This is a genomic window from Planococcus wigleyi, from assembly GCF_014836985.1.
Lineage (GTDB): Bacteria > Bacillota > Bacilli > Bacillales_A > Planococcaceae > Planococcus > Planococcus notacanthi.
On sequence record NZ_JACSPU010000002.1, the window covers coordinates 434181 to 447134 of the forward strand.

Consider the following 12954-nt stretch of genomic DNA (forward strand, 5'->3'; position numbering starts at 1 on the left):
ATTTTAATTGTACTTAGAAAAAGCAAAGGGGATAGCAGATTGAAAAAACTATTGGCAGTCTTAAGTTTTGCACTGATTTTATTCCTAGCAACTTCGATTCAAAGTTCAGCGGCATCAAATGTGTATACAGTAAAAAGCGGGGACACATTATATAAAATTTCAAAATCTCAAAAAGTATCAGTCAGCAATTTGAAAATCTGGAACAATTTAAAGTCCAATACGATTCATCCAAAACAGAAACTTAAATTGAAAAAACCGGCTGCTAAAACAGTTTCGAAAAAAACGACTCCTTCACGTTCAACAAGCGGAACAGTCGCAAAGGAATTCACAGTGAGCGCCACTGCATATACAGCTTCGTGTAAAGGATGTTCAGGCATTACACGCACAGGGATTAACTTGAAAAAGAATCCAGGGCTGAAAGTCATTGCAGTGGATCCAAAAGTTATACCTCTAGGGACGAAAGTTCATGTGGAAGGCTATGGATATGCTGTTGCAGGTGATACCGGCGGTGCTATCAAAGGGAAAAAAATCGATGTCTTCATTCCGACCCAAAGCAAAGCGCTTAAGTGGGGACGCAAAAATGTTAAATTAAAAGTATTGAAATAAGTGAAATCCGGCTCATGAAAATGAGCCGGATTTTTTTGCGTTCAGCAATTGACTACTGGGGAATTGCGGGTAAGTAACTTCACAGAAAGATTTAAAAAAATTGGAAATAGGGTAAATTCAAATGAATAGTCTTTTTTAAGGTTAGGCGGTATAATATTTGTATAATTAATGTAGAATATATAAGGCAATTTGAAATGGAGGCATCTTTATGTCAGAGAGAATGATTGTGATAGGGGCAGGGCCTGGTGGATTAGCTGCAGCTATGTTGTTGGCCAGCAAAGGATACCAAGTGGATGTCTACGAAAAACAGCCATGGGTAGGAGGGCGAAATGCAGAACTGCGTCTTGGCGATTTTACTTTTGACACAGGCCCTACCTTTTTGAGCATGCTGCATTTAGTGGAAGAGTTGTTTGAAGCAACAGGCAGAAACTTAAAAGACTATATGGATGCCGTTGAATTGGATCCCATGTACGAATTGATTTTTGAAGATCAAAATTTGGTTATGACCCGAAATAACCAAGAAATGAAAAAACAAATCAATGAAAACTTCAAAGGCGATGGCGAAGGATACGAGCGGTTCATGAAAGATACCGGCAAGAAATTGGAAGCTCTGTCTCCCATTCTGCAAACCAAGATGGATAGTTATTTCAGAATGGTCCAGCCGAAAGTATTGAAGGCTTTGCCTGAACTCGAAGTGAATAAAACATTATACGATGTATTGTCCCGGTATTTTAAAGATGAACGGCTGAAAATGGCCTTTGCTTTCCAATCCAAATACCTCGGTATGTCGCCATGGGAATGCCCTGGGGCTTTTTCCATTCTTTCCTACATGGAACATGCGTATGGCATTTATCACCCGATCGGCGGGGTAAATCAATTGTCGCAGGCTATGGCAAAAGTAGTGGAAGAACTGGGCGGCCGAATCCACACCAGCACAGGAGTCAAAAAGTTGTGGATTGAAAATCGTGAAGTGAAAGGCGTAGACCTTGAAAATGGACAACGCAAGGAAGCGGATGAAGTAATTATTAACGGTGACTTCGCTCATGCCATGAACCATTTGGTCGAACCAGGGATTTTGAAAAAGTACACTCCTGAAAAATTGGCGAAGAAGAAATATTCCTGTTCCACGTTTATGCTTTATTTAGGGCTTGATAAAAAATACGATCTTTCCCACCATACGATTGTCTTTTCAAAAGATTACAAGAAAAATGTGGAAGAAATGACAAAAACGCAAATTCTTTCTGCAGATCCATCCATTTATGTCCAAAATGCCAGCGTTACCGACCCTACGTTAGCGCCTGAAGGGAAATCAGCCTTGTACATTCTAGCCCCGGTGCCGAATAACTTCAGTGACATCGGCTGGGAAAACGAGCAACATGCTTTCCGTGAACTGGTGTTGGATATTATTGAGGAAAAGACAGAGTTCAAGAATTTGCGCGACCATATCGAAGTCGAAAAAATGTTGACGCCGATGGGCTGGCAGGAAGATTACTCAGTCTATCAAGGAGCGACGTTCAATCTGGGCCATCAATTATCTCAAATGATGGTCTTCCGTCCCCACAATAAATTTGAAGAACTGAAAAACTGCTGGTTGGTTGGTGGAGGCACGCATCCAGGAAGCGGCTTGCCAACCATTTTGGAATCGGCACGCATCACAGCCAATGGCATTCTTGAACAGCATGGCAAAAAAGGGATCCCGGTGTTGCCGCTTCCTGCATTGGAGGGCTTTGCATGAAGATTGCAATGATTGGCGGAGGCGTCGGCGGGATGATGGGCGCTTTGTATTTAACGAATATGGGCTTTGATGTCACGATTTTTGAAAAAGAGGAAAAGCTTGGAGGCCGTTTAACGTTTGTTGAGCGAGATGGCTTTAAAGTAGATCAGGGGCCCACCATTGTATTATTGCCTGAGATGTTTCAGGATCTGCTTCAGCAAGCAGGGATTCCTGCTGAAGATATCGAATTATTATTATGTGATCCGCTTTATTCCATTCGCTTTTCGGATGGCACTGTTTATACTAAGTATCCTGATATCAATCGCCAGTTGGAAGAAATTGAAAATGTTTTTCCGGCTGAAAAAGAAGGATTTCTTCGGTATATTTCAGAAGGCCGCAAGCGGTTTGAGATCGGCAAATCTTCATTCTTAGAGCATTCATTCGTCAATAAAGCCGATTTCTTTACCGCTGGAAACGTCAAGAAATTGTTGAAGCTCAAACCTCAGCAGTCTGTCAAAAAACTGACATCCAATTATTTTCGGGACGAACGGCTGCAGTTGGCTTATTCGCTGCAATCTTTGTATATCGGTGGAGACCCGTTCCGTGCACCTGCCATGTACTCGCTTGTCCCTTTCAGTGAACACGAACATGGGGTATATTATTTGAAAGGCGGTTATGGAAGCCTGATTCCAACGTTGGAAAAAGCACTTCGGTCACGTAATAATCTGACCATCAAAACAAATACGGCAGTTCAACAAATTGTTACAGAAGAAGGTAAAGCTAAAGGGATTGAAACGGCAGAAGGCTATGAAGCGTTTGATGGCATTGTCTATAATGGCGATTTTCCAGGTATTGAAAAAGTATTGCCTGAGCAGAAAAAGAAAAGTTATACCGCCTCTTCAGGATGTGTATTGCTGTATTTTGGCTTGAACAAAGTGTACGAAGAAGGAAATGTCCATCAGTTTTTCATCGGTGACAGTTACGAAGACCATATGGATGATGTGTTTGTGAAAAAACGGAAAACTGAAAATCCGGCAATTTATACTTTTCATCCATCAAAGATAGATGATTCATTGGCTCCTGAAGGAAAGGGTGTCCTTTATGTATTGGTTCCGGTTCCTTCAGGAACGGATATCGATTGGGCAAATGATTCAGCCTGGATCGAAAAAATCATCGATCGTATGGAAGATTTAGCTTTTCCTAATTTCCGGGAAGCGGTAGAATGGATGGAAGTCCGGACACCTACAGAGGCAGAAGCATTCGGTCTGTTCAAAGGAGGAAGTTTCGGAATTGGCCCTACATTGTTCCAATCCGGTGTTTTCCGTCCTCAAGTCAAGCCGTTCAAAACCGATCGCTTGTATGCAGTAGGTGCATCTGTCCATCCTGGCGGAGGCATTCCAATCGTCATGCAAGGGGCAAAGCTACTGGCAGAGCAAATCCAAGGCGATTTTGCAAAGGAAAGGGGCAGTGTATGATGAATTTAAAAGATGCTTATGCTTCCTGTGAACAAGTCATTGCTATGCATTCTAAAAGTTTCTATAAAGCATTCTCCTTGCTCCCTAAGGAAAAACGAAAAGCTGTTTGGGCTGTTTACACATTTTGCCGGACTGTAGACGATATTGTGGATGAAGGATTGAATTCAGAAGAAGAACTTGAACAATTCAAAGTGGATTTCGAAGAATTTTTAACAGGAGCCTACGACAATGATAATCCAATGTGGGTAGCACTGGGACATGTCTTTGAAAATTACGAGATGGACGTGGATGCGTTTTTCGGGTTGATTAGAGGGCAAGAAATGGATTTGACCATCCATCGCTATCGGACAATGGAAGAGTTGCTGAACTACAGCTATCATGTGGCCAGTACAGTTGGCCTCATGCTGTTGCCGATATTGGCTCCCGGTAAAACAGGTATCCTGAAAGAAGGCGCTATTTCACTTGGATATGCCATGCAGATCACAAATATTCTGCGTGATATCGGCGAAGATCTGGAATTAGGCCGCATCTATTTGCCTGAAGAGATTATGGGCAAGTATGAATTGTGTGAAGATGAGCTCCGTTCCGGAATTGTCAGTCCTCAATTCATTGCGGTTTGGGAAGAATTGGCGGAAAAAGCCGAATTCCATTACAAAAAAGCATTTGAAACGATTCAGGATTATCCTTTGTCTTCAAGAGTCCCTGTTAAAGGAGCCGCACTTGTCTACCGTGAAATTCTTTTCACAATCCGTTCGAAGCAATACAATGTCTTCCGCGAAAAACATTATGTGCCCGAAGAGTCGAAACAAGCCATATTGGCTTGTTTGTAAAGAAAAAAGCGGAAGTGCCCGTCGGACCTGGGCGCTGGAGCTGGACAATAGAGAAAAGCGTCATCGCCTATTGTCTTCTCTAAATACAAAAAGACAGCTTCATCATTTCGATGAAGCTGTCTTTTTGTATTTAGCGATTATCTTATTTGCTACATTCAAACCGCTCAAGACTACCATTGGTGAACCGCCGCCGGGGTGGCTGCTGCCGCCGACGAAATAAAGATTTTGAATATCGCGGCTGGCATTGGGCGGACGAAGAAAGGCATCTTTCGGGCGGTTGGAAGAAGGGCCATATAAAGCTCCCCGGAAAGCGCCGAACTTATCCCGAATAAAAGCTGGAGTGAAGATTTTCTCTTCAGCGATATAACTGCGTACATCGATTCCGTAACTTAGAAGAAAGTCATAAATGCGTTCTTTATATGTTTCTGGATCAATCTGCAGCTGTCCTTCTTTAGTCAGTGCAGGTGCATTGACCAGAATAAACAGGTTGTCGCCATCAGGTGATACGCTTGGATCTGTATAGGAAGAGTTGCTGATATAGACGGTGGGCTCATCGCTGTATGCGGAAGCATCGAATAAATCGCTGAATTCCTTCTGGTAGTCTGAAGAGAAAAAGACGTTATGATGCTTCAGGGCATCAAGACGTTCTGTTAATCCGACCGTAATGACAAAGGCCGAAATAGATGGTTCAAAGGCTGCCACTTTGGCATCAGACAACGATGGCCGATGTTTTTCTTCGACCAAAGCGGGAAAGGCCGACAGCAAATCGCCGTTTAAAATGACCAGGTCAGCGTCGACCCGTGTACCATCTTTAAGCTCGATGCCTTTTGCCTGACCGTCATCAGTAAGTATTCTTGTCACTTCTTTTCCGGTTTGCAGAACAGCACCGGAATTTCTGGCAACAGCTGAGAAAGCTTGGGCAATACCTGTATTTCCTCCTTTTTTGTAATAGACGCCTTCCACCAATTCCAGGTAAGCGATCATGGAAAAAGTGGCAGGTGCCCGGTAAGGGGAAGAGCCGATGTATGTGGCGTACCGGTCAAATGCCTGGACCAGCAAAGGGTTCTTGAAATACCGCTTGAAAAAATGGTGCATCGATTCTGCGGGACGCACCTGCAGCAGAGCAAAGCCGAGAGAAGGAGACAAATAATCGCGCCAGGATTGAAAGGTTACTGGGAAAAAATAACGTTCAGAGAAATTATAAAGGCGGCTGATTTCCTTGATGAATGCGGGGTATTTATTGGCAGCATGGGTATCGAAAACGTGAAGCTGCTGAATCATTTTTTTCTGGTCGACGGTGAAATCGAATGAACTGCCATTCGGAAAATGATTTCGGGTATGAACTTCCAAAGGCATAAAGTCCAAATAATCCTGTGGGTTTTCACCGGTTTGGGCAATGACTTTTTCAAAGACAGCCGGCATCGTAATCGTGTTCGGACCGAAATCAAAAGTATAGCTCCCAAGTTCCACAGGCATCAGTTTGCCGCCGAGATGATCATTCTTTTCAAAAAGCTCTACTTCAAACCCTGCGTGGGCAAGCGTGACCGCGGAGGCAAGTCCGCCTAACCCGCCACCGACTATGACAATTTTTTTCATGAATAATGCCTTCCTTTCCATGAATAAGGCTGTTTTTTAAAGGATTTCCGCATCGATTCAACCAAAACTCCGAGCATCGCTGCTGCCTGGAGAGGAATCAGGAACGACAAGTACCAGCGTTGGTTGGTCACCATATCCACATACCAGCGTTGTATTACTGTCAGCACGTAAGGGATCATCCATGAGTATAAACCATTAAATACTCCGTAAAGGGCCAAAAAAGGAGGAAGGATGTAAAAGGTTGAATAAAAAAGGATGAGCACACCTGCAAGAAAAGGTGACCGTCCGATGCCGGCGTAACTGTTCTTCAAAAACCCTTCCCATACTTCAGTGTTGGTGTCGTACATCCGGCATTTTACTGACATGGTGATATTCGCCAATACGACCTTATAGCCATGTGCTTTTATTTCCCGGGCAATATGGACATCCTCGACCAGTGAGTTATAGACGGCCGCGTGGCCGCCGATTTTTTGATAGCTGTTTCTTTCAAACATCATCCACATGCCATTGGCGGCTGTCGCGGCTTTAAATTTCGTATAGTTGGCCAAAGCGATCGGCAAATGAAATAAAATAACAAAATGGAGCATCGGCACGAGCAGTTTGCTGAGAAAAGGAGCCACATCAAAAGCGGGGAAACCAGTCAATAAGTGTGCTTTTTTTCGCTCCATTAATGCCAAGGACTGTTCAATCGCTTTCGGCCGGAAGCGGACGTCAGCATCGACAAACAATAAATAATCGCCGGAAGCGGCTTGCTGAAGCTGATGGCAGGCATGGACTTTACCGACCCATCCTTCGGGAAGTTCTTTGCCCTGCAGGATTGTGAACCGGGAATCCCCTTCGATTGTGCGCTCCAGCTCTTTTTGTGTGCCATCTGTCGATTGGTCATTTAAAAGGATAAATTCCATCTGGTCATAGGATGAATTCTTTAAGGATTTTATCAGGACTTCGACATTTCGCTCTTCATTCCGCATCGGCACGAGAACGGATACCAGGGGTCTTCCAGAAAGCTCCGGTTGCTTCGGCAATGCCGGAAGAAACAGGCGATTGATGATGATCCAGCCTAAAAATGCCAGATGAATTGCGATATAAAGGGCCATAATTATTTCCCCCTTTTTCCGAGCGATTGAAACGCTTCACTGTTTTCGCTGATTACGGTACTCTTCAATGAATCTAGCTGTTCCGTACAAAGCTCTTGCAGGTAGAGGGTCTTTTCTTTACGGTTCAGATGTTCCAGTGTTTTTGTCGCTACCTGTGGATGTTGCTGAATCCACAGTTCAGGTTTTTGCTGATGGCCAAATGAATAATAGAAACTAAGAGGCACCACAGGCACTTCCGGACAATGTTCCATCAAGTAAGCCACTCCCGTCTGGAAATCGAGAGGGCGCGTTTCAAGGTGGAATTCATCCCCTTGGGGAAACAGAACCACGGACTTTCCTTGTTTCAATAAAGCTTCAGCGTACTGAAGTGAAGTCAGAATTTCTTTTGGTTTTTTTCGGTTGATGGAAAATGCGCCAAGGTAACGAAAATAGGAATGTTTTCTCAGTCCCTCTTCATGCATCATCATGTGTATATCGTGCCGCCAGACCGTGCGGTTCAAATAGAAAAATACAAGGCCGTCCCACCAAGAGCTGTGGTTTGCGATAAACAGCACCGGTTTCTCTGGAATGATTTTTACTCCCTGGCCAAGTATTCGAGAAAAAGAAGAACGGATGAGCGGCGTTAAGTATAGATTAAAGCCGAATTCGAATAAACTGGATTTTTTCGCATCGATCATACCGGTTGCCTCTTCCAGGCCAGAGCGACAATCAAGACAGTTAAAGCAGTCGTCAATAGCACAGCCAGCCATAATCCGCCGATTGCTCCCAGCATGATAAACATAGCGATCATCAATACGTATAAAAGAAGCATCCGCTTTTCTGGAAGGTTTGAAGTAATCGTCAACGATTTTTTCTTCATCGTTAGGTCAATCACCAAATGCAGGACAAATGCCACAACGAACCAACCGAAAAAATTAGTCCAGGGAATATTATAGTAAAGTCCGGTATCTTCCCAAATCCAATACTGTTTTACTTGATAGGCGACCGGATCGATGATCAGATCAATGATCACTGCACCTATCCCCCCCACGATAGCGTAAAGTAAGCCACCGCCTGGAACAATCCAACGTGCCACCACATGGGTGGTGGCCATGACCATAAGCCAAGCGAAACCGATGGCAATAGGAACCCCAAATACGTTTGGCGCAAAACGGTCTGTGTAGTCATACGAGCCGAACAGAAAGCCGCTGTCTGCTCCTGCCCACTCGACAATGAATGTTGAGAAGAAGATAAGGACACCGATTGACGCCCCGGGAATTGCACCGAAACGTTTCAGGAAGTATAGAAAGCCGAGCGTTCCGGCGAGTATGAGGAAGAATGCGTTTGCCCACTCCAGCCAGGAAGGCAGAAGGTCAAAGCCGACTAGGATAATTCCGCAAACATACCAAAAGATGAAAAGTTTGAATATCCGATTTTCCCACACAAAAAACAGCCCCTTAGATAATTTTCTTATACAAAGATTATACAGGAGTTACGTCGAAATATGAAAACATGAGACGCAGCTTCACAAAGATAGTCAGCTGCAGGCAACTATAAAGAAATGTAAAGTTTCGAATTTACAAAATAAGGGGATAAATTCTTATGTCCATAAGTCTGCATAGTAGAAAATAATTAATAATAAAACCAATAGTTTCAGGCGAATAGGCTAGTTACTTAGAGTAAATTTTAAAAAATGTTAAATTTATCTCCAGCTTTATTTTTTCTTAAACCCTTTGTTAGAAGGCTTTTGAATGGTTTTTTAAGTATTCAAAGAATCCGGTTAATATTGAATTTTCGGTAAACTATTGCAGGGTTTCCTGCATGCTTGTATACTTTAGGAAGAGTATTTAAGTGTGTTCTTCAAGTGGAGGCGTTAATATGCAGGATTTACTGCGCAGTGTGTCAGATTCATATCCGGAATTTAGTTCAGGCCAGAAAAAAGTCGGAGATTTGTTTTTCAAAGAACCTATTTTCTTAGCTTTCTCTTCTGCACTTGAAGTCGGCAGACGCGTCAACGTCAGTGAATCGACAGTCATACGCTGGACACAAAAGCTGGGTTATAAAGGATATGCTGAATTTCAGCATGTCGTACAGCGGAAACTGGCGGAAGAACGACTGGAAAAAGCAGAACAGAAAATAGTTGAGCCTGCTGCCCAACAATCTTTTTTGATGAATTTGCTGGATGCCGATATTTCAACGATTGAAAAACTGAAAGAATCGATCAACGAAAAGGAACTTCTGCAGGTTGTCGATAAAATCAGTCAGGCTAACCGGATTTTCGTTACCGGCAATTTCTTCGATTACGGAATCGCCCATTGGTTTTCCAACTGGCTGAATCTTGCGCTTGATCACTCAGAAATGCTTTACCCTTCAACTGGAGAATATTACACACAGCTCTCCAAAATGGGCAAAGGGGATTTAGTCATTGCTTTCGTATTTCCCCGTTACACAAACCTAATCATCGATGCATTAAAAAGTGCCAAAGCACAAGGTGCGGATGTGGTTGTTTTGACTGATTCAACAGAATCTCCAGCTCTTGCCTATGCGGATTGTGCTCTTGCAGTGTCCGTGAATTCAAGTTTGAATATTGATTCCTACACCTCCGTCCATGCACTTTTGACATCGATCATGCGATTCATTTATGTCAAAGATCAAGAAAAAGTAAATGGCAATTGGGCAAAAGCAGAAGAAGTATACAAAGAGCGGAATCTTTTTATTTAAGCAAGCCAATGTATTGGGAAATTCCGAAACGCCTCGGCGATTTGGTCAAATAAAAACGAAAAGGGGAGAAAAAGATGAAAAAGAAATTATCATTTTTAAGTGTAGTTTTTTCCGCGGGAATGTTATTGGCAGCTTGTGGAGGGGATGACTCATCCAGTTCGGAAGAAGGATCAAGTACTGAGGGCGGAGGCAGCGATCTGAATTTGCTTGAAGAAGGTAAATTCACGACTGCATCAAGTGGTTTATACAAACCGTTCAGTTTTGAAGAAGGCGGAAATCTGGATGGATTTGATATCGATATCGGCAATGCCATTGCAGAAGAAATGGGGCTTGAGCCAAATCCGGTCACTACACCATTCGAAACCATCATTCAAGGGTTGAATACAAACCGCTTTGATGCAATTATCGGATCAATGTCTAAAACCGCTGAACGTGCGGAACAAGTCAGCTTTTCTGATCCATACTATTATTCAGGTGGAGCCATTTTCGTGCGTGAAGGAACTACAGATATCCAATCTGTAGAAGATTTGACGGATAAGAAAATCGGTGTAGTTGGTCAGACTACATATGATACGGTTGCTCAAGAATACACAGAAGACATCCAATACTATTCAAGTGACGTTGTTGCTCTGCAGGATTTAGCAATTGAAGGCCGCTTAGATGCTGTTATTACAGCAGACGTGGTAGGGTTTGAAGCGCAAAATGAAGGACTGGCAGTCGAAATGATCGGCGATCCGCTATGGGTCGAACAACCATCAATCGCTGTTCGCAAAGATGATGAGGCATTGCTTGAGGAAATTAATAAAGCCTTGGATACTATCATCGAAAATGGAACTTATGATGAGATTTCACAAAAATGGTTCGGCCGCAATCTCCTCGACATAGATCTTGAAGGCGTTGAAGTTCTCGAATAATTTTTTGAGATAAAGAGGAGTGGAAGGTATGCCAGAGATAATTACAACAGTTTACGACGTATTTATGCGCACGTATCCTGGATTTTTAGAAGCGACCGTCGTTACTTTGCAATTGACAGCTATTGGTGTCATTTTGGGAACGGTTATCGGACTTGTTTTCGCGCTGATGAAAATCTCAGGCTCTAAAATTTTACAGGCCATTGCCAACATTTACATCACAATTATTCGCGGTACTCCGCTGATCGTACAGATTATGTTCCTATACTTCGGGATTGTTGAACTTTATACAATGTCGAATTTCTGGGCCGGCGCTATAGCGCTCGGTGTCCATAACGGTGCTTATATCGCGGAAATTTTCCGGGGCTCAATCCAGGGTATTGATCCGGGACAGCGGGAAGCCAGTATGTCGCTGGGTATGGACCGCCGCCAGACAATGAGCCGAATCGTTTTTCCACAGGCTTTACGCCGTTCGATTCCGCCGCTTGGCAACCAGTTCATCATTACATTGAAAGATTCATCACTTGTTTACATCATCGGGGTAGCGGAAATCTTCTCACTTGGAAACCGTGAAGCCGCACAATCTTACCAGCCATTTGAATCGTTTTTGGTTGTTGCGCTCTACTACCTGGTGCTCGTAATGATTTTCACATTCCTATTGCGTTTGTATGAAAACAAACTCGATGTCGACAGAGCCTAAGGAGGGACTAACATGATTATTGGTGAAAACATTCATAAATCCTTTGGTGACCTCGAGGTACTGAAAGGTGTAGACCTTCATGTCAAACCCCAGGAAGTGGTTGTACTTGTCGGAGTCAGCGGCTCCGGAAAAAGTACGCTTCTCAGATGCTTTAATTTCCTGGAAATGATCAATGACGGAAAAATTACGATTGATGGCCATACGGTCAATCCGAAAAAGGATAATTTAACGAAAATACGTGCCGAAGTCGGCATGGTATTCCAGCATTTCAACTTGTTTCCTCATAAAACGGTGCTGGAGAACGTCATAGAAGCTCCAATCACCGTCAAAAAGATGAAGAAAGAAGCGGCTAAGAAGCTGGGAACAGAATTGCTGGAAAAAGTAGGCCTGGGTGATAAAGCCAATGTCTACCCGAGCAAACTTTCTGGTGGGCAAAAGCAGCGCGTTGCGATAGCACGTTCGCTTGCCATGCAGCCAAAAGTTATGCTGTTTGATGAACCGACTTCTGCACTCGATCCCGAACTTGTCGGAGAAGTGCTGCAGGTTATGAAGCAGTTGGCTGAAGAAGGAATGACCATGGTCGTCGTCACCCATGAAATGAAGTTCGCCAAAGAAGTGGCGGATCGCATCATTATGATTGATGAAGGCAAGATCATTGAATCGGCAGATCCGAAGAATTTCTTTGAAAATCCGCAAAATGAGCGAACCAAGCAATTTATTCAGCTGGTCGAATAATCAGTCACCATGCGGGATGAAAATACTAGGTGAAAAGGAAGGAATCGGTTCAAAGGAACTGATTCCTTCTTTCTTGTGGTATTTAACGTTTGCTGAGGAGGAATTTGGTTAAGTTATATAGTAATGGGAAAACTTGAGGAGGCAGAAGGGATGAAAATCAAAGAGATCATGACGACCGATGTCGAAACGTGTATGCCCGAATCAACGCTCCAGGAAGTTGCCTTAAAAATGCGGGAAATCAACGTGGGGTCTATTCCGATTTGTGAGGATGGCCGTTTGGTTGGAATTGTTACTGACCGAGATATTGTTGTCCGCGGCTTGGCTGAACAAATCCCTAGTGAGGCGCCTATTTCGGAAATTCTGTCAGCGGAAGTCGTTACGGGAACTGTAGACTTGACTGTTGAAGAAGCGGCTGAGATGATGGCCACCCATAAGATCCGCAGATTGCCTATCGTGACAGGAGAACAAGTAATCGGCATTGTTTCATTGGGGGACTTGGCAATAAGGGACGTTTCAGCAAACCATTATGCAGAGAATACCATTATTGAAATCTCGGAAGTGGAATAATAATAATCAAAAAAGCCGATTCG

General features: G+C 43.5%; 13 protein-coding genes. 9 read left to right on the forward strand and 4 right to left on the reverse strand.

The features are described from left to right. Nucleotides 1–39 precede the first annotated feature (39 nt). The 4 genes from H9630_RS07655 (at nt 40) to H9630_RS07670 (ending at nt 4625) form a co-directional block, all read left to right on the forward strand. Nucleotides 40–606, forward strand: coding sequence for a 3D domain-containing protein (locus tag H9630_RS07655; RefSeq protein WP_191714900.1), 567 nt, complete (start codon nt 40–42; stop codon nt 604–606). 208 nt (nt 607–814) lie between these two features. Then, complete coding sequence (locus H9630_RS07660) at nt 815–2341, forward strand: phytoene desaturase family protein (RefSeq protein WP_191714901.1); 1527 nt, start codon at nt 815–817, stop codon at nt 2339–2341. Next, a complete protein-coding gene (locus tag H9630_RS07665; protein WP_191714902.1) occupies nt 2338–3795 on the forward strand; it encodes a phytoene desaturase family protein in 1458 nt (485 codons plus the stop codon). Before H9630_RS07660 ends, H9630_RS07665 begins: the two co-directional genes overlap by 4 nt. Next, on the forward strand, nt 3792–4625 hold the full coding sequence (locus H9630_RS07670; protein WP_191714903.1) for a phytoene/squalene synthase family protein: 834 nt from the start codon (nt 3792–3794) through the stop codon (nt 4623–4625). Before H9630_RS07665 ends, H9630_RS07670 begins: the two co-directional genes overlap by 4 nt. A gap of 102 nt (nt 4626–4727) precedes the next feature. On the opposite strand, the gene H9630_RS07675 is transcribed toward H9630_RS07670, so the two are convergent. From H9630_RS07675 to H9630_RS07690, 4 genes are read right to left on the reverse strand one after another with little or no spacing between them, the layout of a single operon-like run. Next, nucleotides 4728–6221: a phytoene desaturase family protein gene (locus tag H9630_RS07675; RefSeq protein ID WP_191714904.1), complete on the reverse strand. Its 1494-nt coding sequence runs from the start codon at nt 6219–6221 to the stop codon at nt 4728–4730. After that, a complete protein-coding gene (locus tag H9630_RS07680; RefSeq protein ID WP_191714905.1) occupies nt 6218–7318 on the reverse strand; it encodes a glycosyltransferase in 1101 nt (366 codons plus the stop codon). Before H9630_RS07680 ends, H9630_RS07675 begins: the two co-directional genes overlap by 4 nt. Nucleotides 7319–7320: 2 nt before the next feature. After that, complete coding sequence (locus H9630_RS07685; RefSeq protein ID WP_191714906.1) at nt 7321–7995, reverse strand: lysophospholipid acyltransferase family protein; 675 nt, start codon at nt 7993–7995, stop codon at nt 7321–7323. Then, nucleotides 7992–8741: a carotenoid biosynthesis protein gene (locus tag H9630_RS07690; RefSeq protein WP_191714907.1), complete on the reverse strand. Its 750-nt coding sequence runs from the start codon at nt 8739–8741 to the stop codon at nt 7992–7994. Before H9630_RS07690 ends, H9630_RS07685 begins: the two co-directional genes overlap by 4 nt. Before the next feature lie 434 nt (nt 8742–9175). Between H9630_RS07690 and H9630_RS07695 the strand changes: the two genes are divergently transcribed. From H9630_RS07695 to H9630_RS07715, 5 genes are all read left to right on the forward strand, one after another. Continuing rightward, a complete protein-coding gene (locus tag H9630_RS07695) occupies nt 9176–10018 on the forward strand; it encodes a MurR/RpiR family transcriptional regulator (protein ID WP_191714908.1) in 843 nt (280 codons plus the stop codon). Between the two features lie 74 nt (nt 10019–10092). Further along, nucleotides 10093–10932 (forward strand): transporter substrate-binding domain-containing protein, encoded by an 840-nt coding sequence (locus H9630_RS07700; protein ID WP_191714909.1) that lies wholly within the window; start codon nt 10093–10095, stop codon nt 10930–10932. Nucleotides 10933–10960: 28 nt separating this feature from the next. Then, a complete protein-coding gene (locus H9630_RS07705; protein WP_191714910.1) occupies nt 10961–11629 on the forward strand; it encodes an amino acid ABC transporter permease in 669 nt (222 codons plus the stop codon). Between the two features lie 12 nt (nt 11630–11641). After that, nucleotides 11642–12364 (forward strand): amino acid ABC transporter ATP-binding protein, encoded by a 723-nt coding sequence (locus H9630_RS07710; RefSeq protein WP_191714911.1) that lies wholly within the window; start codon nt 11642–11644, stop codon nt 12362–12364. Between the two features lie 150 nt (nt 12365–12514). Beyond that, nucleotides 12515–12931: a CBS domain-containing protein gene (locus tag H9630_RS07715; protein ID WP_191714912.1), complete on the forward strand. Its 417-nt coding sequence runs from the start codon at nt 12515–12517 to the stop codon at nt 12929–12931. Nucleotides 12932–12954: the final 23 nt, after the last annotated feature.